The organism is Actinomadura opuntiae, from assembly GCF_030283205.1.
In the GTDB taxonomy this organism is placed as follows: domain Bacteria; phylum Actinomycetota; class Actinomycetes; order Streptosporangiales; family Streptosporangiaceae; genus Spirillospora.
Window position 1 is genome coordinate 169,700 of the sequence record NZ_JASNWF010000019.1, and the last position, 22,129, is coordinate 191,828.

Sequence of the window (22,129 nt, forward strand, 5' to 3'; positions counted from 1 at the left end):
CCGGTGGGTTCCGTGCCCAGGTTCGGCGCGCGGCCCTCGACGTCCGGGTCGCTCTGTGAGTGTGTCATCGCTGTGCGTGCGCCGTCTGCGGTTTCGCGGGCCCGATTTCGCGGCTCCCACCGCCGCCGATTCCACCCTGGGCGCCGCGGGGCCGTACCGTAGTGCGCCGTGTCGACCACCTCCGATAACGCGGCCGCCAGCCTCGACGACGTGCTGGTCGGCGAGGCCGTGCTGGGCGTGTACCGGCAGATGTTCGCGGCGCTGGCCCGCGACAGCGGCGCCGTGGTGGACGACCCCGAGCTGGTGGACGTCGCCGAGACGCTGCTCGCCGCGTTCGCCGACGCCGGCGAGGACGGGCTGAGCCGCGAGCAGATGCGGTACGTGTGCCGCCGCTATCCGGCGGAGGTGTTCGAGAACCGGCTGCGGGTGCTGAAGGGGCTCGGCGCCGTCCGGGAGGTGTTCCCGAAGCCGAACCAGCTGCGCTACCGGGCCTCGTTCACCAGCGTGGTCGGGCTGATGTTCGTCCGCCGCATGATGCTGGACGGCGGGCAGAGCGAGATGCACCGGCTCCTCGCGCTGGAGCAGCTCAACGTCGCCGACCCGCGGATGACGCCGGAGCAGGCCCGCGACGGCGCGGACGGCCTGGCCCGCGCGTTCCGCCTCTGGAGCGTCGAGCTCCTCACCCTGACCAACGGGACGATCGAGGAGCTGCGCGAGCAGGCGCCGAAGCTGTGGGGCACGGAGGAGATACTGCTGCGCGCCGAGCGGCTGCACGGCGCGATCCTGCGGCGGTGGCCGCAGCTCGACCGCACGTGCACCGACCTGCGCGCCGCCATCTACGCCTACGGCGACGCGTCGCGGCGCGCGGCCGCGCGCCTGTCGGACTCCGCCGGCACGACCCGCAACCTCACCCTCCTTCCGCCGGAGACGTGGCGGACCTTCGCCCGTACCGCCGGCCGCGAGGAGCTGGCGGCGGTGCTGGACGGTTTCGTGTTCGACGCCGCCGCGCCGTGGCACGAGCCGTCCGCCGTGGTGACCGCCGTGGAGGACGGGCCGCGCGCCACCCCACCGCGCCCGGCGCCGCCCCGCCCGTCGGTGCCGGACACGGGCCTGTCGTCCGACACCGGATCCGACGTCACGACGATGGAGCGGCTCCGCGCCATGGCCGAGGAGGTGCTGCGCGGCCGCGACCGGGTCGCCGTGCAGGACGTCCTCGCCCACGACTGGGTGACGGCGCGGCGCACCCTCGCCGACCTGTCCTCGGCGCATCTGCACCCCGAACTGCCCTACCGGCTCGTCTGGTCGGACGGCCTGGACGTCCGCCCGGAGGGCGCGCCGACCTGGGTGTCGCCCGGCTGGTTCGAGAGGACGTGACCGTGGACCCGCAGGTACTCGAGCGGGCCAGGGCCCGCGTGCTCGGCGCCCCGTCGGTCGCCGCGGCCGATCCCGTCCCGTCGGGCACGGCCGCGGCCACGGACGGCGACCGCGTGTGGCTGCTGCCGGTGTGGCCGGACGGCGCCACGCCCGCCCTTCTGGAGGAGTACCAGACCGCGCCGATGCCGCTGGACCGCGCGGGTCAGGCGCGCCGCGTCCTGGCGGCGGCGCTGCGCTGCTGCTGGACCCGGCTGGACGACGCGCCGTGGCCTGGAACGCCGTCGACGGTCGCAGCCGTCCTGGACGTGTACGCGGGCATGTCGCGGGGCGACGCCGACCTCGCACGCCGCTGGGCCACCGGTGAACTCCGCCGCCTGGCCGAGACCGGGTGGCTTCTGCTGGACGAGGCCACCGGCGAAGGGGGCGGCACCGTCCGCCCAGGCCCCCGGGTTTCTCTCTGGGCCGAGCACAGCCTGTCGTCTCTGCGCACCCTGATGCACCGCCTCCCCGAGCCTCCGCGCCCGGAACCGGACGCGCCGGCCTCGGCCGACGAGACCCCGGCAGAGCCGGAGATGGAACGTGCGTCATCCGCGCCTCCTGTGGTGTTCGAGTCACCTTCCGTGAACGAGCCTGCCGCAGCCCCGGCGGCAACGGCGAAAGAATCTTCATCTGTGGATAACTCGCCGCGCGGCGCGGAGCCCGGAAGCGGGGACGGCCCGGGGAGCGGCGGTGAGTGAGCTGTTCGACGGGCTGCTGCGGGGCTATGACGAGCGGCGGCGCGCCGAGCTCGTCGCGGCGTACATGGCGGTGGAGCACGCGGCGGAGCCGGTGCCGGAGGTGCGGTTCCCGGCGCTGCGGGAGCCGGCGTTGCGGCGGACGGTCGAGGAGATGCTCGCGCTGAGCGGCCGGACGCTGGTCCGGTCGGAGCAGACGTCGTGGATCTCGGGTTACCGGGACGACGTCGCGGCCGAGCTGGCGGAGGACGAGGAGTGCGTGCCCCCCGTCCAGGAGCGGGCGGTGCTGACGCTGGTGCTGATCCATTCGGTGGCGATCCCGCGGGCGGCGGGGCTGCTGGAGGACGACTCGTGGCTGTCGCCGTATCCGACGCCGGTGGAGGAGCTGAGGCGGCGGACGCAACTGCCCGTCGGGGAGCTGGACGCTGCGCTGCGGCGGCTGCGGCTGGCGGGGCTGGTGTCGCAGGTCAAGGCGGGCGCGGACGACTCCGGCGGGTTCGTGCCGGGGCCGCAGTTCCACCGGCTGACGCCGGCGGCGCGCAGGCGGCTGCAGGAGGAGCTGATCCTGGCCGCCGGTCCGGACTCGCCGCTGGCGGCGGCGATCCGGGCGCGGCGGCGGGGCCGGGAACGCGAGCAGGGGGAGAACGGATGACGGCCGTGCTGGAACCGCTGGTGCCGGGGCCCGCCCGGGACGCCGAGAACGTCGTCGGCGACCGGACGCTGGTGGCGGTGCAGGCGGTGAACATCTCGCGGCTGTCGACGCATCCGGTGCCGACCGTGCCGGGGACGCTGATCGTGGTGGCGGGGCAGGGCCCGAAGGACTCCAACGGCGCGGGCAAGTCGTCGTTCATCGCGGCGATCACGGCGCTGCTGGGCGACGAGCAGTGGCGGTTCGCGTCGGGCGCGCGGGCGGTGGCGGAGCTGCTGTTCAACGCGGAGCTGGCGGCGCAGGGCGACAGCCAGTGGGCGAGCGCCGACCACGGCTACATCGTGGGCGTCTTCGACTACGCCGACCCCGCCGAGAGTGAGAGCGAAGGCGAGACCGCGCTGACGGTGTGGCTGCGGGTGAACGTGGACGCGCCGCACCTGGAGATCCGCTGGCAGGAGGGCGTGTACCTGGCGTCGGCGCCGTCGGAGGCCGGGCGGGTCGCGCTCGCCGACCGGCTGTGGGCGGGCCTGCCGCGCAGCGCCGGCCGCCGCGACCTGGTGGCGAAGGACCTCGGCCGCGTCCTGTACGGCGGGCAGGTGCGGTGCGTGTCGTTCCTGTCGACGTCGGTGCGCTCGAAGGTCGCGACGAACCTGCTGTCGCAGCCGCTGAACGAGATCAGCCCGGAGCGGATCTTCAGCGCGATCGCGGCGCTGACCGGGCTGGACCGGGAGCTGGAGGCCGAGCGCAAGTCGCGTGCGGAGGAGCACCGGGAGCGCGCGAAGGCGGCGGAGGCTGCCGAGCGGCTCGCGGAGTGGGAGCGCGAGGCTGCGGCGATGCTGAAGACGTTCGACCGGCGTGACCGCGCGCGCGAGGAGGTCGCGGCGGCGCTGCGGCACTGGCGGACGCGGCAGGCGCGCCTGCTGGCGGACGCGGCGGAGGCCGATGCCGCGCACGCCGCCGAGCAGGAGGCGCTGCGCGCCGAGGCGGAGGAGCTGGCGGCCGCGGCGAAGGCGGCGGAGCGGGAGATCGAGCAACTGACCGGGGGTGCGCTGGACGCGCAGCTCGGTGAGGCGGGCGCGGCGCTGGCCGAGTTGAAGGGGCAGGCCGACAAGCTCAGTGCGGACAAGGCGGTCGCCCGCAACCGGCTGGAGGAGCTGCGCCGGCAGGTGTCGGCGCTGGAGGAGCGGCGGCGGGAGGCCGACGGCCGGGACGGCGCCGCCGCGAAGGCGGAGCTGGCGGAGGCCGAGGCGCGCCGCGACGAGGCGCAGCAGGAGTTCGGGATGGCGCGCGGCGCGCTCGCGCGGGCGGAGCGGTCGCTGGCGGAGGCCGAGGCGGGCGCGGGCAGCGCGCCCGCGCAGATCCGGGCGCTGGCCGGCGCCGGGATCGCGGCGGTGGGGCTGCTGGACGCGGTGGAACTGGCGGAGGACGTCCGGGACCGGTGGGAGGCGGCGCTGTGGCCGTACCGGGAGGCCGTCGTGGTCGGGACGGACGATCTCGACGCGGCGGTCGGCGCGCTGAAGGGCCTGCCCGGCTCGATGATCGTCCCGGCGGGCGGGGAGCTGGATCCGGGCGGTGAGCCGGCGCCCGGCCTTCCCGAGGGGATCCGGTGCCCGCTGCCGCTGGCGAACTTCTTCGCCTCCTTCGACGGCGATGCGAAGGGCGTCGTCATCGTCGGCGGTTTCCCGGAGCCGGTGACGGGACGGGTCGCGCGCGTGCAGGCGGCGCGGGCCGCGCTGGAGGCGGCGAAGGAGGCCCTGGAGAACGCGCGGCAGGCGACGGCCGACGCCGCCGCCGACGTGGCGCGGGCGGGACGGCGCCTCGCGGGCGCGCAGGCGGCGGACGAGCTGGACGCCGTCCACGACAGGATGGCGGAGCTGCGCTCGCAGCTGGAGGAGCTGGCGAGCAGCGAGTCGAAGCTGGGGCCGCGCCTCGGATCGGCGGAGCAGGCCGTCCGGCGGCTCCAGGCGAAGGCGGACACGCGGGCGCTGGAGGTCGACCGGCTGCGCGGCCGCAAGGAGGCGCACGACCGGGAGCGCGACCAGGTGCGGCGCAAGGCGTCGGAGCTGGCCGACAAGCGCGCGGGGCTCGGCTTGGAGGAGCTGGAGAAGGAGTGGGGCGGGTCCCGTGAGGGCGCCGCCGAGTGGCTGTCCGGCCTCGATGACGACGAGGCGACGTGGACGCCCGCCGAGTGGTGGCACACGGCGGAGAAGCATCTGTCGGAGGCGCTGCGGCGGGTGTTCCCGGACGGCGCGTCCGATGAGGACATGCCGGAGGAGACGCGGTTCCTGCTGCGGGAGCGCGCCGAGGGCGAGGGCCGCCGCACCGACCGCGAGCAGGCGACGTTCCCGCGCCTGGTGAAATCGCTTGAAAGTTATCTGCGCCGGCAGGAGGACTACGAGAAGCATCAGCGGCGGCAGATCGAGGTACAGCTGTCCGGGCGCCACGCCGATCTGGAGAAGGCGCGCAAGGGCGCGATGGAGGCGGTGGGCGCCGCGGAGGCGCACCGCACCGCGTTGACCGCCGCGATCCGCGCGCGCCTGCAGCGGGTGTCGGAGGAGTTCGAAAAGCTCGACGTCACCTATGGCGGCTACGGCGCGACGCTGGAGTTCCCCACGCCGGAGCAGCCGGGTGATCCGGAACAGGAGTGGCGCTGGCGGGTGACGCCGAAATGGCGGCGTTCTGACGGGCAGCGCTACGTCCCCTATAACCGGCGCGCTAACACCGCGCTGATGGACGAGAAGGCGGTCAAGCTGGTGTGCGCGGCGGCGCTGGCCAGTTCCGGCGGCGGGCGGCTGTGCCTGGTGCTGGACGAGCTGGGCCGCAACCTCGGCAAGGAGCACCGCAAGGAGGCCGTCGCGTTGTTCCGCAAGATCGGCGAGACACACGGCATCACGGTGATCGGCGCCTTGCAGGACGACATGGAGCCGTACGCGATCGACGCGTGCGGGCAGTATGTGAAGCTGCGCCGCTCGTCGGACACGATGCCGTACAACGAGCCGCCGGTCGTCGTGGGCTACGACGAGCACGAGCCGCGCGTCCGGAAGCTGGCGGAGGCGATCACCCGGGCGAGGGCGGAAGTACCCGACGAAGCACCGTAAACAAAGCACCGTAAATGGCGTGAAGGCGGGCGGTGGATCCGGCAGGATGCGCGCCATGCGTGCTGACGAGCTCCTGACCGAAGTCGAACCGCTGCCGTTCGGGGAGCGCTGCCGCCGCGTGGCGGGCCTGCGCGGGCAGGCCGGAACGCCGGAGCTCGCGGCCCTGCTGGACGAGCTGGCGGAGCGCGGCCACTACGAGCGGTCGCTGGCGCTGTTCGTCGCGTCGGCCGTGCGGGACGCGGCGTCGCTCGACCACATCGCCCGCGCCACCGGCGATCCGGACGCGGAGCTGGCGTGCGCGGCGATCCGGCTGGCCGTCCGCTACGGGGACGGCCCGGAGCCGTTCCTCGCCAGGCTCGGCGACGCGCCTGCGGCGATCCGGTCGGCGATCTACGACGCCGTCCGCAAGTGGTGGCGCACGGACCTGGCGGACGCGCTCGTCGGACCGGTCGCCGACCGCTGGGGCATCGAGGAGGCCGCCGCGCTGCTGCCCACCTGCAGCAGCGAGGTCGTGGCGGAGCGGATCGACGCGACGGCGCGCGCTGTGCCGAACTGGGCGTCCCTCGGGGGCGCCCATCCCGGCATCATGCTGGACCACGCGGAGCAGCGGCTCGCGGAGGCGGGCGATTCGCTCCGCGCCGGATGGTGGTCCCTGCACGGGGCCGGTATCGCGGCGGCGGCGAGCCACGATCCCGGACGCGTCGTCGGCCTCCTGGAGCGGTACGGGACCGGCCGCAGCCTGCCGTACGCGCTCGATGCGAAGGCCGGGCTGCTGCTGGACGCCGAGCCCGACCGCATGGTGCGCCTGCTGACCTCCGAGCGCTACCGCGGTTCGCTGCGGCGGTTGCTGTGGCGCAGGTCGGTCCGGGACCGGCTGGCGAAGCTCGACAACGACAGCGTGACGCTGGTGGCCCACGCCGTGCGCGAGGACGGGACCGCGCTCCGCCTGCTGCTCAAGGCGTTCCCGCCGTCCCGCCGCGAGCACGTGTTCGACGCGGCGATGGTCGGCGTGGACCTGTCGGCCGCCGAACTCGACGAGCCGCTCCTCGACGTCCTGCCGCACGCGGTCAGGATCCGGGAGGCACGCCGGATGCTGGGCCTGCAGCGGATCTCCGAGGCGCCGGCGCGGTCCTGGAGCATCACCGCGTTCCTCCCCTACGACGAGGCGCTGCCCGTCCTCGGCGCGCTGACGCGCCGCCCGGACGCCGACGACCGCGCCACCGGATACGCGCTGCTCATCGCGTGCGCGGGCCGCAGCCGCGATCCCGGCACGGTGACCGCGATGCTGGAGTCGCTCGTCCGGCTGCGCAACGAGCAGGATCCCGTCCGGTATTCGGCGCTGAACGCGCTCGCGAACGTTCCGGAGGGCCTGCTGCGCGCCGAGCACGCGGCGGCGGTCGGGCGGTTCGCCGACGACGCGCTGGCCGCCCGCGACTGCTCGTTCCTCACCCGGCAGGCGCTCGGCCGGATCGCCGCCGCGTTCTGCCGCCAGGGCGCCGTCCGCGACGACGCCGACCTGGTCGTGTTCGGGCTGGACCTCGTCGAGCGGCTCATCGGCCACGCCGGAGCGATCCATCTCGGACGCCTCGACCGCGCCCTGCGGCACGGCCAGGAGCACCGCCTCGCCGTCACGCTCGCGCCCTACCTCCAGGCGGCCGCGCGCCGCGACGACCACCGGCTCGCGCTGCTGCTCGTGCGCGCGCTGGGCCGCAGGGCGCACCACGTGCAGCCGTTCCAGGACGCGCTGGAAGCAGCGCTCGACGCCCGCAGCGACGCCGTCCTCCGGGACGCCATCGAACTGTGGCTCGCTCCCCCGGGCGCCCGCGCCGAACGCGTCGACCGGGTCATCGCCAAGGACGCGTCGGCCGTCGCCGTCCCGGCAGTCCTGGCGACGATCGCTCGCGAGCGCACCGATCTGCTGCACCTGGTGCTCGGCGGGAGCGCCCCGTCCGGGCGGTTCCAACGGGCGGACGTCGCCTACGTCCCGCACATGCGGCCGTCCTGGATGCGCCGCTGGACGTCCCGGCAGCGCGACGCCTACCTCGGCCTACTCACCCGCGTGGCCGGGGACGCGACGCAGCCCGGGCACGCGCGGGAGGGCGCGGTACGGGCCATCGCCACCGTCCCGGGCGTGGACGCGGAACGGCTCCGTCGCTACCTGGCCTCCGATGACGACGGGCTCTGCCGGGCCGCGCTGACGGCGGTGGCGTGGACGGCGTCCCCGCAGGCCGTCCTGCCGGACCTGCTCGCGCACGCCGCCACGGACCACGCGCACGTCGCCATGTACGCGATGACCCGCGCTGCCCGGTTCGTCCCGCCCTCGGCTCTCGCGGCGACGCTCGGTCCGGCGCTGCGCGAAGGGAAGATCACCGCGCGCAAGGAGGCGCTGCGCATCCTGCTGCACAACCGGGTCCCGGACGCCCTCGCCCTGGTCGCCGCCGCGTGGGACGACCCGGGCCAGCACCGGGACGTCCGCGCCGCGATCGTCTCGGCGGTCCGCCCGCACCTGGCCGAGGACGCCGCCCGCCGGATCCTCACCGAGGCGGCGGGCGGCCCGCGCGACCTCGCCCGGCAGGTGCTCGGCACGCCGCCGCTGAGCGTCGACGAGCGGTTCCGCGGGTTCTACGCCTCGCTGGTCCTGCGGGTGGCCCGCTCCGACGACGCCGAGGCCCGCGACGCCGCGCTGCCGAACGTCCCGCCGTGGGCGCCGTGGGCACCGGACGCTCCGTCCGTGCTGTCCGCTCTCGTCACCGGCCTCGGCGCGGCGCACGGCTGGCGGCCGGCCCTCGACGCGTTGGTCCGCTGCGTCGTCGACGGGTTCGGAGCGCCGGAACTCGGCGCGGCCGCGGCCGCGCTGGCCGCCGAGCCGGACGAGCCCGACGCCGGCGCCGAACGGGACCTGCCCGCGTTCCAGCGGCTGTCGGCGCTGGTCGAGGCCGTACGCGAGGCGGCGAGCCGTGACCGCGACACCGCCGAGCGCGCCATCGCCGCCCTGGACGGCCGCCTTCCCGCCGATCTCGCCGGCGAGCTGGCCGCCGCGACGTTCCGCTGGGACGCGCCCGACGCGGCCACCGCCCTCGACGCCCTGGCGGGCCGCTGCACCGGCGGCGCCCTGGCCGTCCGCCAGGTCGCCGAGGCCCTCATCCCCTGGGCGGACGACGACTGGGACGACGAGTTCGCGGAGTACATCAGCGTCCCGGACGACGCGCCCGACCCCGAGGACGTGCTCCCCCACGCCGAACGCCTCGCCGCGCGCGGCGACCTCGCCGGCGGCCTGTTCGCCGCGGCGCTCACCGGCGGCCACGCGCCCCGCGCGGGCTGGCCCGACGCGTGGCGCTCCCTGCTGCGCTCGCTGCGCGCCCATCCCGACCCCGACGTGGCGTTCACCGCCCGCCGCATCCGGACCGCGCAGGAGTGATCAACCTTCTGCCGGTGCCGGGCGTCACATGGGTGGATCGATCGGGACGAACCGAAGGGGTCGGCGGTGGCGCAGTGGCGTGTCCCGGAGTTCGACGAGGTACGGGAGCTGGGGCGAGGCGCGCAGGGCCGCGTCGTGCTGGCGCGGCACGCGGTCCGCGGCACGCCGGTCGCCATCAAGTACCTGACGGCCGACGCCGGCCCTGAGGCGCGCGACCGGTTCCGGGACGAGGCGCGCATGCTCGGCCGCGTCGACGATCCCAACGTGGCGCGGCTGTACCGGCTCGTCGAGCACGGTGACGACATCGCCATCGTCATGGAGGCGGTGGACGGTGTCCCATTCAAGGAGATCCTGCGCAGGCACGCCCCGCTGGAGCCGGAGGCGGCGCTCACCGTGCTGAAGGGGTCGCTGCTCGGGCTCGCCGCCGCGCACGCCGCCGGGGTCGTGCACCGGGACTACAAGCCCGCGAACGTGATCGTCCCGGCGGACGGCCGCAGCAGGCTCATCGACTTCGGGATCGCCGTCGTGGCGGGCGCCGCGTCCGCCGAGGGCACGCCGCTGTACATGGCGCCCGAGCAGTGGCGCGGCGAGCCCGCCACGCCCGCGACCGACGTGTACGCCGCGACGTGCGTGTTCTACGAGGCGCTCACCGGCCGCCGCCCGTACGGGACCGGCGACCGCGCGTCGATCATGGCCGGGCATCTCCACGAGGCCGTGCCCGCCGAGCACGTTCCCGAGCCGCTGCGCCCGCTGATCGCCCGCGGCATGGCCAAGGACCCGGCGGAGCGCCCGGTCAGCGCCTCGGCGTTCGTCGGGCACCTGGACGACGTCGCGGGCGCGGCCTACGGACCGGACTGGGAGTCGCGGGGCGTGCGCGTGCTCGCGGGCGCCGCCGTCGCGCTCGCCGCGCTGTTCCCGCTGGCCGCGGCCGGGCTCTTCCCGGCCGGCGCGGGCGCGGGCGCCGCCGCCGGAGCGGCTGGCTCGGCCGGAGCGGCAGGGGCCGCGGGCTCGGCGGGTTCGGCGGGGGCCGGCGGGGTGCTGGCGGCCGTCGGCACCAAGGCGTCGGTGGCGATCGCGGCCACGGCCGTCGCGGGGACCGCGGTCGGCGGAGCCGCCGCCTACCGCGCCGCCCAGCCCGGCCCGGCGCCCCATCACGCCGCCGCGGCCAGCCCGACGCCATCCGGTGTGCCGCTGCGGATCGGACCGCTGACCGTGCGCGCGCCCGCCACCTGGAAGGCGCATCTCATCCCCTACACCCCGTCCGGCGAGCACCTGGGGCGCAAGCCCGACAGCTACTACGTGAGCACCTGGACGACGTGCAAGAAGACCGACGCGCTCGAAGTGTCGCTCGCCGCCAGCCAGGCCTGGTGCCCGGGCTTCCGCGTGTACGGCGCGAGCCTGCTCACCGACCCGTCGGGATACATCGCCAACCCCTTCAGCAGGACCGACACCTACGCCTCGATGTTCACGCAGGACGAGGGGATGAACTGCCCCGACCACGACGAGCTGCGCGCCGTCGGGGCGGCGTACGGCGCGGTGAAGACCGCCGACCGGCTCGCGCCCGTCGGGCCGCGCAAGGCGGAGTACCGCGAATGGCGCGTCCCCTGCTACACGCGGGACAAGACCACCCGCGACCCGGACGGGTACGGCCCCTCGCGCCGCACGTCCATCTCCTATGTGGAGCGGATGTGGTACTTCCCGCAGTCGAAGATCCTGATCGTCGACCAGTGGAGCACTCCGGGCCTCGACAGCGTCCTCGCCGGCGCCACCTGGACCTGACCGGCGCGCGGCGGGTCGCCCGTCCGGCGGCCCGCCGCGCCGTAATCAGTCGGTCTTGCGGAGCAGGTCGGCGCCCTCCGCCAGTTCCTTCGCGGGGGCGCCACCGGACGCGGCGGCGTCCAGCTCGTGCGCGAGTTGCTCCAGCTCGGCGCCGCCCGCCATGAGCGCGGTCAGCTCCTCGCGGGTGATCTCGGCCTTGGTGTGGTAGCCGATCGGGCGGCCCCGGTTGAGGATCAGGAAGCGGTCGCCGACGGGGTAGGCGTGGTGCGGGTTGTGGGTGATGAAGACGACCGCGAGGCCCCGCTCGCGCGCCTGCACGATGTAGCGCAGGACGGTCCCGGCCTGCTTGACGCCGAGCGCGGCCGTCGGCTCGTCCAGCACCAGCGCCTTCGCGCCGAAGTACACGGCGCGGGCGATCGCCACGCACTGCCGCTCGCCGCCCGACAGCGTCCCGATGGGCTGATCGACGTCGCGCAGGTCGATGCCCATCGCGGCCAGCTCGTCCTTGGCGGTGCGGCGCATGAAGCCGATGTCCATGCGGCCGAACCCCTTGCGCTTCTCCGAGCCGAGGAAGAAGTTCCGCCACACCGGCATCAGCGGGACGACCGCGAGGTCCTGGTAGACGGTAGCGATGCCGCGGTCGAGCGCGTCGCGCGGCGAGGAGAACGCCACCGGCTCGCCCTGCACCTCGTAGGTGCCGAGGTCGTGCCGGTGCAGCCCGGCGACGATCTTGATGAGGGTGGACTTGCCGGCGCCGTTGTCGCCGAGCACGCAGGTCACCTCGCCCGCGGACGCCTCCAGGGTCACGTCCCGCAGCGCGATGACGTTGCCGTAGTTCTTGCCGACGCCCTCCAGCCTGACCAGCGGCGGCGCCTCCCCGGTGTCCGTCATGTCGACCGCTCCACTCTGCGCCGCACGATCAGGTTGACCACGGTGGCGATCAGCAGCATCGCGCCGAGGAAGAACCGGAACCAGTCGGGGTTCCACTCGGCGTAGACGATGCCCTTGTTCACCATGCCGAAGATGAACGCGCCGATCGCCGCGCCGATCGCCGACCCGTAGCCGCCGGTCAGCAGGCAGCCGCCGATGACCGCGCAGATGATGTAGTTGAACTCGTTGCCGACGCCCTCGCCCGACTGGACGGTGGCGAACGCGAACAGCAGGTGCATCCCGGAGAACCAGCCGCAGAACGCCACGCCCATGAACAGGCCGATCTTCGTCCGGGCGACGGGCACGCCGACCGCGCGGGCGCTGCCGGCCGCCCCGCCGACCGCGAAGATCCAGTTGCCGAGCCGGGTGCGCAGCAGGATCCAGGTGGCGACCGCGACGAACAGCAGCCACCAGAACACCGTGATCTTGACGTTGACGCCGCCGACGCCGATGTCGGAGGCGAACACCTTGCGCGCGCTCTCGAAGCCGTCCATGTCCCGGACGGAGTCGGACGCGACGTTCCCGGTGACCGCCTTCGTCACGCCGAGGTTCGCCCCGGCCAGCATGAAGAACGTCGCGAGCGTGACGATGAAGCTCGGCAGGCCCGTCCTGATGTAGAGCAGGCCGTTCAGCGCGCCGACCGCCAGCGTCACGACCAGGGAGATGGCCACGCCGACCCACAGGTTCAGCGTGAGCTGGTAGCTGACCAGCGCCGCGACCAGCGCGGACGTCGTCACCAGCACCCCGGCGGACAGGTCGAACTCGCCGCCGATCATCAGCAGCGACACCCCGACCGCCATGATCCCGAACGTCGAGCTCGCGTACAGCACGGTCGAGAACGAGTCGGCCTGCAGGAACGCGTCGGCGACCAGCGAGAAGAACACGAACACCGCGACCGCGCCGAGCAGCGCGCCGAACTCGGGCCGGCGCAGCAGCCGCCGCAGCGGCGACTGCCGGGCCAGCCGCTCGTCCGGGACCGCCGCGGGCGGCGGGGCGACCGCCTGCGTCACCGGGTGCCCCGTTGGGCGAAGGCCTCCAGCGAGGCGGCGTTGTCCTTGGTGACGATCGCGGGGCCGGTCAGCACGGGGCGTCCGCCGCCGAGCACGTTGCCGTTGGTGCGGTACAGCCACAGCTCGTCGACGGCCTCGTAGCCCTGGAGGTAGGGCTGCTGGTCGACGGCGAACTGGATGTCACCGGACTTGATCGAGGCGATCAGGTCCTTGTTCAGGTCGAACGTGGCGACCTTGGCCTTGCTGCTCGTCTCCTTGACCGAGTCGACGGCGGTCGCGGCGAACGGGGCGCCGAGCGTGAGTATCCCGTCGATGCTCTTGTCCGACTGCAGCTTGGCGGTGATCGACGACTTCACCTGCGGCATGTCGCTGCCCTGCACGTACAGGTTCTGCAGGTCGCCGGAGAAGGTCTTCTTCGCGCCGGCGCAGCGGCTCTCCAGGCCGACGTTGCCCTGCTCGTGCACCACGCACAGCGCCTTCTTCACGCCGATCTTCGCCAGCTGCTGCCCGGCCGCCTCGCCCGCGATCGACTCGTCCTGCCCGAAGTGGGCGAGCGCGCCGAGCCGCGCCGAGTCCTCGGCGCCGGAGTTGATCGACACGACGGGGATCTTCGCGGCGGCGGCGCGGGCCAGGGCGTCCTTCATCGCGTCGGGCTTGGCGAGGGTGACGATGATGCCGTCGACCTTCTGGTCGATCGCCGTCTGGACGAGCTGGGCCTGCTTGCCCCCGTCGGGGTCGGCCGAGTAGAGGAACTGGACGTTGTCCTTTGCGGCGGCGGCCTTGGCGCCCTTCTGCACGATGTCCCAGAAGGTGTCGCCGGGCGCGGAGTGGGTGACCATCGCGATCTTCAGCCGGGGGCCGCCCCCGCCGGTCGCCTTCTCCTCGGCCTTCTTGCCGCCGCTGCTGCTGCACGCGCCGAGCGTCAGCATCCCGGCGACGGCCAGGACCGCCAGGCTCCTGACCGGCGTTCGCGTGAACACGCCTTTCATGGACGCTCTCCGTTCTCCCCCGAGACAAGGGCTCCCGGACGAGAGTTGATCACAGATGGCGGCGGCGCGACCATAGTTCCTTCTCATATCGGGCGCGCGCCTCGCGGGTGGAGTCCAGCGACGCGACCTCGGCGACCGGGACGTCCCACCACGCCTCGCTGCCGGGGGCGTCGATCAGCGGATCGGTCTCGATGTGCACGACCGTGGTGCGGTCGCTTTCGCGGGCCCGGCGCAGCGCCTCGCGCAGCTCCTTTATGCCGGACGCACGGAGCACGTCGGCGCCGAGGCTCGCGGCGTTGGCGGCCAGGTCGACCGGGAGCGGGTCGCCGTCCAGCCCGGTGCCGGTGCGGGCGCGGTAGCGGGTGCCGAACCGCTGCGCGCCGACCGACTCCGACAGGTTCCCGATGGAGGCGAACCCGTGGTTCTGCACGAGCACGACGACCAGCTTGACGCCCTCGGCGACGGCCGTGGCGAGTTCCTGCGCCATCATCAGGTACGAGCCGTCGCCGACCATGACGAACACCTCGCGGGACGGGTCGGCCATCTTCACGCCGAGCCCGCCGGCGATCTCGTAGCCCATGCACGAGTAGCCGTACTCGACGTGGTAGCCCTTGGGATCGCGCGCCCGCCACAACTTGTGCAGATCGCCCGGCATCGACCCGGCCGCGCAGACCACCACGTCGCGCGGGCCGCTCGCCTCGTTGACGGCGCCGATCACCTCTGCCTGGGCCGGGAGGGGGCGGTCCTGCGGTGCGTACGCCTCGTCCACCGTGCTGTTCCAGCGGGCCATCAGGGCGGCAGTCTCGTGCTTGTAGGCGTTCGGCACGGCGTACCCGACGAGGGCGGCGTTCAGGCCGCGGATGCCTTCGCGGGCGTCCGCCACGACCATGGTGGCCGCGAGCTTGGCGGCGTCGAACCGCGCCACGTTCACGTTGACGAACCGCACGCGCGGGTTGGCGAACAGGCTGTGGGACGCGGTCGTGAAGTCGCTGTAGCGGGTTCCTATGCCGATGACGACGTCGGCTTCCCGCGCCAACGCGTTCGCTGCGGTCGTTCCCGTCGCGCCTATGGCACCGACCGAACGTTCGTGGTCCCAGGGGAGCGCGCCCTTGCCGGCCTGTGTCTCCGCGACGGGAATGCCGGTCCGTTCGGCAAAGGCGCGTAGGTCGTCGGTCGCGCCCGAGTAGATGACGCCGCCGCCCGCCACGATGAGAGGGCGTTCGGCTTTCTGGAGGATCGCGGACGCCTCTTCCAGCGCGGCCGGTTCCGGGAGCGTGCGCGGTATGCGCCAGACGCGGCGCCTGAACAGCTCGTCCGGCCAGTCGCACGCCTCCGCCTGTACGTCCTGGGGCAGCGCCAAGGTGACCGCGCCCGTTTCCGCAGGATCAGTCAGGACGCGCATCGCCGCCAGCAACGCGCTGGGGAGTTGCTCAGGACGGTTGATGCGGTCCCAGTACCTGGAGACGGGCTTGAAGCAGTCGTTGACGGACGCGTCATAGGAACGGGCGTCCTCAAGCTCCTGCAAGACCGGATTGGCCGGACGGGTGGCGAAGATGTCCCCCGGCAGCAGCAGGACCGGCAGCCGGTTGATGGTGGCCAGTGTCGCGCCGGTGACCATGTTCGTCGCGCCCGGTCCGATGGACGTCGTACACGCGAATGTCGACAACCGGTCGCTCATCCGCGCGTATCCCGACGCCGTGTGCACCATGGCCTGCTCGTTACGCGCCATGTAGTACGGCATCTCCTCGCCGTACTCCAGCAACGCCTGCCCAATGCCCGCGACGTTCCCATGGCCGAAGATGCCGAAGCAGCCGGCGAAGAAGCGCCGCTCCTCACCGTCCCGCTGCGACCACTGCGCCGCGAGGAAACGGACGACGGCCTGCCCGACCGTGAGCCTCATGAGCGTCCCTTCGCAGAGGTGAGCGGCAGCCGCGGATCGATCGGCTGCCCCTGCCAGGTCTCGCGGATCCACGCGTGCGCGGGATCGTCGCAGATCCGCCACGCGCGCTCCGGCGACGGCCCGGCCATCACGTTCAGGTAGTACAGGTCGTGGCCCGGCACCGCCATCGACGGGCCGTGCCAGCCGTGCGGGATCAGCACGACGTCGCCGCCGCGCACCTCCGCCAGCACGTCGACCGGCCGTTCCGGCGTGCCGTAGACGCGCTGGTAGGCCATGCCGCCGCCGGCGACCTCGAAGTAGTAGATCTCCTCCAGGACCGCCTCGTCCGGCCCCTCCTCGTCGTGCTTGTGCGGCGGGAACGACGACCAGCAGCCGCCCGGCGTGAGCACCTCGCACGCGATCAGCTTCTCGGCGAACGGGAACCCCTCGGGCGTGCCGAAGTTGTTGACCTGCCGGCTCGCCGGGCCCGCGCCGCGCAGCTCGACGGGGACGTCCTCGGCCGGACCGTAGCGGGGTTCGAGGCGCGCCTGGCAGCGGGCGGCGGCGAGCGCGAACCGGCCCCGCCCGCGCACGGTCACCCGCGCGTCGCGCGGCACGTAGGCGAAGTCACTGACCCGGTCGAAGACGTCGGCGCGGCCCTCCAACTCGAACCGCTCGCCGTCGCACTCCACCGCGCACGACCCGGCCAGCGGCAACACGATCATCTCGAAGTCGCCGGTGCCGAAGGTGTGGCCGCCCGGGTCGGGCAGATCCAGCACGCGCAGCGCGGTGTGCGCCCAGCCCGCCGACTCCGGCGTCACGACGACTCCGTACGGGGCCTCCACCGCGGTGCCCGCCGGCAGGTGATGCTTCATCCGATCGCCCTTTCCGCCAGCAGCGCGTCGACCTCGTCCTCGGTGGGCATCGCGGCCGAGCACGCGATGCGGGAGGCGACGATGGCCCCGGCCGCGCCCGCGAACGCGATGACCCGTTCCAGGTCCCAGCCGGCGAGCAGGCCGTGGCAGACGGCGCCGCCGAACGCGTCGCCCGCGCCGAGCCCGTTCGCCACGTCCACCTTGACCGGCGGGACCCGCACCGTCCGCCCGCGGGTGGCGGCGAGCACGCCGTCCGGCCCCATCTTCACGATGGCGAGGGCCGGGCCGCGGTCGAGGATCGCGCGGGCCGCCGCCTCCGGCTCCCGCTTCCCCACCGCGACCTCGCACTCCTCCAGATTGCCGACCGCCACCGTCGCCCGTTCGAGCGCCTCGCCCGCCCAGCGCGGCGCCTCCGCCGGGTCGGCCCACAGCATCGGCCGGTAGTCGAGGTCGATGACGGTGTGCCCCGTCCCGGCGGACACCGAGTGCGCGCCGAGCGCGAGGAGGGTGGCCTCGCGGCTGGGCTCCTGCGACAGCCCGGTCACGGTCGCCCACAGGACGCGGGCCCGCCTGATCGCGTCCAGGTCCAGCTCGTGCGGATGGATCTCCAGGTCGGGGGCCTTCGGGTAGCGGTAGAAGTAGAGCGGGAAGTCGTCCGGCGGGAAGATCTCGCAGAACGCCAGCGGCGTCGGCAGGCCCGGGACGGACGCGACGAAACGGTCGTCCACCCCGTACTCCCGCAGCGCCTTGCGGACGAACCGGCCGAACGGGTCCGCACCGGTGCGGGTGATCACGGCGGCGCGGCGGCCGTACCTCGCCGCCGCCACCGCGACGTTGGTGGGGCTGCCGCCGAGGTACTTCCCGAACGACTCCACGTCCTCCAGGGGCCTGCCCACCTGGTCCGGGTAGACGTCCACGCTCACCCGGCCCATCGTGATCAGGTCGTAGGTCATCGGGCGGCTCCGGCGAGGTAGTCCAGGCTGGCGCGGACATCACGGTAGGGGCCGGTGCCCGCCGGCGGCTCCGCGGTCAGCACGGCGTCCTGCTCCATGACGTACCAGCCTCCGTATCCGGCGCCCTCCAGGGTCGCGATGATGCCGGGGATGTCAACGTCCCCTTCGCCGAGCGGCCGGTAGAGGCCGCCGCGCACCGCGTCGGTATAGGTCACCTCACCGTTCAGCACGCGGGCGGCGAGCGCGGCGTCGACGTCCTTGAGGTGGACGTGCGCGATGCGCGCCGCCGCGAACCGGGTCAGCCACGCGGGGTCGGTGCCGCCGACCAGCAGATGGCCGGTGTCCAGGCACAGCGGGACCCCGGACCCCGACAGCACCCGCTCGACGTCGGCCCGGGTCTCCACGACCGTCCCGACGTGCGGATGCAGCGCCACCAGCCGGCCGCGCCGCGCCGCCCGCGCGGTGATCGCGTCGAGGTTGGACAGCAGCGTCGCCCAGGCCCGGGTGTCGAGGGCGGGCCGCCCGTCGTAGCCGTCCAGCCCGGTCGCGGCGGCCAGCACGAGCACGCCGCCCATGCCGTCGAGCGCCCGCTCGACCTCCGGCATCGGGTCGCGGTCCGGGTCGTGCAGGACGACCGGGACGAACGCCCCCACGAGCCCCAGGCCGTAGGACGACAGCAGCGCCTCCCGCTCGTCCCGCCCGGACGGCAGGAACCCCTCCGGGCCAAGCTCGGTCGCCGCGAGCCCGAGGTCGCGCATCTCCGCCAGGACCCGCGCGGGCGCCATCTGGTGGCCCCAGCCGGGGACCTCGCACACGCCCCACGAGATCGGCGCGCCCGCGATCCTCATCGCCGCACCTCCTCGGCCCCGACGATGCGGCCCTCCCGCATGGACAGCTCGCAGGCTTCGGCGAGGTAGAACGCCTCCAGGGCGTCCTCGGGCGGGCAGGGGTTGGCGCGCCGCCCGGCGACGACGTCGACGAAGGCGCGCAGCTCGGCGTCGTAGGCGTCGGAGAACCGTTCGAGGAACCCGGCGTAGGGATCCCTCGGCGCCTCGCCCCGCTCGGGCACCGCGGTGACGGGCGTCCGCTCGTCCAGGCCCGCGACGATGCTGTCCTTGGACCCGAACAGTTCGAGCCGCGCGTCGTACCCGGCGGCGTTGTAGCGGGTGGCCGACACCTGCGCGAGCGTCCCGTCGTCCAGGACGAGCAGCGCCGACCCGGTGTCGACGTCGCCGCTGTCGCGGAAGAAGTCCTCGCCGCGGTTGGCGCCGGACGCCATCACCCGCACGACGTCGCGGCCGGTGACGAAGCGGATCAGATCGAGGTCGTGGATGACGCAGTCGCGGAACAGCCCGCCGGACGTCGGGACGTACTCGGCGGGCGGCGGCGCCGGGTCGAAGCTGCACGACCGGACGGTGTGCAGCCAGCCGAGCCGCCCGGACGCGAGCGCCTCGCGCGCGGCGGCGTTCCCGGCGTCGAACCGGCGCTGGAACCCGACCTGGACCGGGACCCCGGCCTTCTTCGCGGCCGCGACGATTTGGAACGTTCCAGCAATATCGGACGCGAGCGGCTTCTCGCAGAAGACGGGCATTCCGACCGCAAGCGCCCGCTCGACCAGATCGGCGTGCGCGTCCGTCGCGGCCGCCACGACCAGCCCGTCCAGCCCCGCGGTGAACAACTCCGCGACATCCTCCGCCGCCCGAACCTCCGGCGCCCCACTCTGCATCCCTGCAGAGGAGCCGCCCCCCGCGGGAGACGGCCTGACCGCGGCCTTCCCCTCCGCCGCCGCTCCGCTCCGGACGCCGGCCTGCACTTCTGCGGGAGGACCACCCGCCGGAACAGAGGGCCTGATCGCCGCCGCTCCGCTCCGGGCTCCGGTGAGGCGGGCCGCCAGGGCGCGGGCGCGCGCGGCGTCCGCGTCGGCGACGACCAGCGCCTCCACCTCGGGCAGTTCGCACAGGGCCGCGGCGTGGCGCGCACCGATGCGCCCCGCGCCGGCCAGTCCGATCCTCATGGAACCCCTCCCCGGTCGGCGGTCAGGTGAGTCCCGAGTGTGCTGGAGCGTTCCAGGGGCGTCAACGGCCGGGCGTGCGCGCCGCCGGTAAATGAAGTGTCCGAAACCCGGCCGACTACTCTGGAAGCAGCCCCGCCCCGGGCTGTCGCCCAGCGAACACCAAGCGCTAGTTTGTGTCCATGCGGGTCTTCGTCACCGGCGCCTCCGGGTTCGTCGGCTCCCACACCGTCCGCGCCCTGCTGGCCGCCGGGCACCGTCCGCGCGCGCTCGTCCGCGACCCCGGCCGGGCGGCCAAGGTGCTGGAGTCGATCGGCGTCCGGGCCGAGAAGGTGGAACTGGTCCCGGGCGACATGCTCGACGCCGCCGCCGTGGCCGAGGGGCTGGAGGGGTGCGACGCCGCGATCCACACCGCCGCCGCGATCGGGGTGACCGGCGCCCACCGCGACCTGGTCGAGGTCAACGTCACCGGCACCCGCAACGTGATCGGCGGAGCCGTCGCCCGCGGCCTGGACCCCGTGGTGCACGTGTCGACGATCGGGATCTTCGTGCCCCCGTCCGGGCCCGTCATCACCGCCGACTCGCCGCTCGCGAGCCCGCGCACCGACTACGGCAGGTCGAAGCTGGCCGCCGAGAACTACGTCCGCGAACTCCAGGACGAGGGCGCTCCGGTGACGATCGTCTACCCCGGCGGCGTCTGCGGCCCCGACCAGCCGCACCTCGACGCGCTGAACGAGGGGCTCGCCGGCGCGCTCGGCAAGCTGTGGCCGCTGCCCGGCGGCGGCGTGTCGGTCGTCGACGTCCGCGACCTCGGCACCGCGCTCGCCCGCACCGTCGAGGCCCGGCAGGGCCCGAGCCGCTGGGTGCTCGGCGGCCACTACCTCACCTGGCCGCAGTACGCCGACCTGTGCGACGCGCTGACCGGCGTGAAGTGCCGCCGCGTCCGCGTGCCGAACGGCGCGATGCTCGCGCTCGGCTCCGCGCTCGACGCCGCCAAGCGCGTCCGGCCGTTCGACTACCCGCTCACCCGCGACGCCGCCGAGTTCATGGTCACGCTCGTCCCCACCGACGACCGCCCGATCCTGGAGGCCCTCGACCTCACCCTGCGGCCCGTCGAGGAGAGCGTCGCCGACAGCCTGCGCTGGCTGGCCGAGAGCGGCCACCTGAACCCGCGCCGGGCCGGCCGGCTGGTCCCCGCCGAGCGCGCGGCGGCCCGCCCCACCCTGATCCAGCGCACGCTGGGCCCGGTGTTCCAGCGGATCTCCGGCGCCGGCTGGTTCGCCAAGGTCGGCCCCAAGATCGTCCCGCGCGTGGACCGGGCGCTGCACCGGCTCACCGGCGGCCGGGCCATGCTCGGCCAGCTCCTCGTCCCGAGCCTGGTCCTCACCACGACCGGCGCCGTCAGCGGCCTGCGCCGGCAGACGCCCCTGGCCTGCCTGCCCGACGGCGACGGCTGGCTCGTCGTCGGCTCCAACTTCGGCCGCGAGAAGCACCCGGCCTGGACCGGCAACCTCATCAAGAACCCCGACGCCGAGGTCAGCTTCCGCGGCCGCACCACCCCGGTGACCGCGCACCTGCTCGACGACGACGAGCGCGCCGAGGCCTGGCCGCGCCTCACCGCCATCTGGCCCGTCTACGACCGCTACGTCGAACGCGCCGACCGGCAGCTGAGGGTCTTCCGCCTCACGCCCCGCTGAAGGCGTCGAGGCCGGTCGGGCCCGCCGACACAACCGTTCCGCCGCGCGGGAAGTCGATGCCGTCGAGAACGTCGGCGGCGGTGCTGTGCGCGCCGAATCCGGAATCAATGCGTCGCCGCGTGAATATGATTCGACGGAGCGCACTCCGGGTCGAAATCGCGCGGTTTTCTCAGGAGCCGCGGACCTTTTTCGAGAGGCGGCGGCCGATGAGGAAGTAGGCGATCAGCACTCCGGCGACGTTGAGGATGACGTCGTCGATGTCGAAGGCGCGGCCGATGACGACGGCGCCCTGGACGGTCTCGATGGCCAGCGAGAACGCGCCGGTCACCAGGGCCAGGCGGATCGGGCCGCGCAGCGACTTCCAGACGATCGGCAGCAGCACGCCGAGCGGTGCCAGGAGCGCGACGTTACCGCCGATCTGAAGGAACGCCTCCTTCGTCGGACGGTTCATGTAGAAGCGGAGCGAGCGCCCGGGGTGGAGATTGCCGCCGGCCTGTCCGTGGTCGTGGACGGGCGTCAGCGTGAGCCGGAATGCGAAATAGAAGAACACCGCCAGAATGGCGAGCGCTATCATCACGACCAAAGTGCGGATCGCGAGCACGTACCAGGGGGCCCGTTCGCCGCGTTCCGCCGGCTGCCACATTTCCACCAACATCTCGCGCTGGTCCCCGCTCCACGGCCGGCTAAGCGTCCAGCGGGATTACGGGCCTCGATCCAGGGACCGCAGGCCGGT

General features: G+C 73.9%; 16 protein-coding genes. 7 read left to right on the forward strand and 9 right to left on the reverse strand.

Translation table 11 applies throughout. The features are described 5' to 3' along the window. Positions 1 to 168: 168 nt before the first annotated feature. The 6 genes from QP089_RS35390 to QP089_RS35415 all read left to right on the forward strand — a co-directional run bounded on the left by QP089_RS35390 (position 169) and on the right by QP089_RS35415 (position 11,052). Positions 169 to 1,374 (forward strand): hypothetical protein, encoded by a 1,206-nt coding sequence (locus QP089_RS35390; protein ID WP_285917767.1) that lies wholly within the window; start codon positions 169 to 171, stop codon positions 1,372 to 1,374. 2 nt (positions 1,375 to 1,376) lie between these two features. Then, positions 1,377 to 2,111 carry a hypothetical protein gene (locus tag QP089_RS35395; protein ID WP_285917769.1) on the forward strand — a complete coding sequence of 245 codons (735 nt, stop codon included), beginning with the start codon at positions 1,377 to 1,379 and terminating at the stop codon, positions 2,109 to 2,111. After that, complete coding sequence (locus QP089_RS35400) at positions 2,104 to 2,760, forward strand: DprA-like winged helix domain-containing protein (protein ID WP_285917770.1); 657 nt, start codon at positions 2,104 to 2,106, stop codon at positions 2,758 to 2,760. The genes QP089_RS35395 and QP089_RS35400 overlap by 8 nt, the downstream gene beginning before the upstream one ends. Further along, a complete protein-coding gene (locus QP089_RS35405; RefSeq protein WP_285917772.1) occupies positions 2,757 to 5,855 on the forward strand; it encodes a chromosome partitioning protein ParA in 3,099 nt (1,032 codons plus the stop codon). The genes QP089_RS35400 and QP089_RS35405 overlap by 4 nt, the downstream gene beginning before the upstream one ends. Positions 5,856 to 5,910: 55 nt before the next feature. Continuing rightward, positions 5,911 to 9,273, forward strand: coding sequence for a hypothetical protein (locus QP089_RS35410; protein ID WP_285917773.1), 3,363 nt, complete (start codon positions 5,911 to 5,913; stop codon positions 9,271 to 9,273). Positions 9,274 to 9,339: 66 nt separating this feature from the next. After that, positions 9,340 to 11,052, forward strand: coding sequence for a serine/threonine-protein kinase (locus QP089_RS35415; protein ID WP_285917774.1), 1,713 nt, complete (start codon positions 9,340 to 9,342; stop codon positions 11,050 to 11,052). 45 nt (positions 11,053 to 11,097) lie between these two features. Here the strand turns inward: QP089_RS35415 and QP089_RS35420 are convergent, their stop codons facing one another. From QP089_RS35420 to QP089_RS35455, 8 genes are read right to left on the reverse strand one after another with little or no spacing between them, the layout of a single operon-like run. Beyond that, on the reverse strand, positions 11,098 to 11,943 hold the full coding sequence (locus QP089_RS35420; protein ID WP_285917776.1) for an ATP-binding cassette domain-containing protein: 846 nt from the start codon (positions 11,941 to 11,943) through the stop codon (positions 11,098 to 11,100). Then, positions 11,940 to 12,992 (reverse strand): ABC transporter permease, encoded by a 1,053-nt coding sequence (locus tag QP089_RS35425; RefSeq protein WP_285917778.1) that lies wholly within the window; start codon positions 12,990 to 12,992, stop codon positions 11,940 to 11,942. The genes QP089_RS35420 and QP089_RS35425 overlap by 4 nt, the downstream gene beginning before the upstream one ends. Continuing rightward, entirely contained in the window at positions 12,989 to 13,981 is a 993-nt protein-coding gene (locus tag QP089_RS35430) for a sugar ABC transporter substrate-binding protein (RefSeq protein WP_285917780.1), read from the reverse strand. The genes QP089_RS35425 and QP089_RS35430 overlap by 4 nt, the downstream gene beginning before the upstream one ends. 49 nt (positions 13,982 to 14,030) lie before the next feature. After that, complete coding sequence (gene iolD / locus QP089_RS35435; RefSeq protein ID WP_285917782.1) at positions 14,031 to 15,881, reverse strand: 3D-(3,5/4)-trihydroxycyclohexane-1,2-dione acylhydrolase (decyclizing); 1,851 nt, start codon at positions 15,879 to 15,881, stop codon at positions 14,031 to 14,033. Continuing rightward, positions 15,878 to 16,735 carry a 5-deoxy-glucuronate isomerase gene (iolB, locus tag QP089_RS35440; protein ID WP_285917784.1) on the reverse strand — a complete coding sequence of 286 codons (858 nt, stop codon included), beginning with the start codon at positions 16,733 to 16,735 and terminating at the stop codon, positions 15,878 to 15,880. Before iolB ends, iolD begins: the two co-directional genes overlap by 4 nt. Beyond that, positions 16,732 to 17,688, reverse strand: coding sequence for a 5-dehydro-2-deoxygluconokinase (gene iolC, locus QP089_RS35445; protein ID WP_285917786.1), 957 nt, complete (start codon positions 17,686 to 17,688; stop codon positions 16,732 to 16,734). Before iolC ends, iolB begins: the two co-directional genes overlap by 4 nt. Continuing rightward, positions 17,685 to 18,536, reverse strand: a complete 852-nt coding sequence (locus QP089_RS35450; protein WP_285917788.1) for a TIM barrel protein — start codon at positions 18,534 to 18,536, stop codon at positions 17,685 to 17,687. Before QP089_RS35450 ends, iolC begins: the two co-directional genes overlap by 4 nt. Further along, entirely contained in the window at positions 18,533 to 19,702 is a 1,170-nt protein-coding gene (locus tag QP089_RS35455) for a Gfo/Idh/MocA family protein (RefSeq protein ID WP_285917790.1), read from the reverse strand. The genes QP089_RS35450 and QP089_RS35455 overlap by 4 nt, the downstream gene beginning before the upstream one ends. A 179-nt stretch (positions 19,703 to 19,881) precedes the next feature. Here QP089_RS35455 and QP089_RS35460 point away from each other — a divergent pair, with 179 nt between their 5' ends. After that, positions 19,882 to 21,396, forward strand: coding sequence for a nitroreductase/quinone reductase family protein (locus tag QP089_RS35460; protein ID WP_285917792.1), 1,515 nt, complete (start codon positions 19,882 to 19,884; stop codon positions 21,394 to 21,396). 169 nt (positions 21,397 to 21,565) lie between these two features. Here QP089_RS35460 and QP089_RS35465 read toward each other — a convergent pair whose 3' ends face one another. Next, positions 21,566 to 21,997 carry a VanZ family protein gene (locus tag QP089_RS35465; protein ID WP_285917794.1) on the reverse strand — a complete coding sequence of 144 codons (432 nt, stop codon included), beginning with the start codon at positions 21,995 to 21,997 and terminating at the stop codon, positions 21,566 to 21,568. Positions 21,998 to 22,129: the final 132 nt, after the last annotated feature.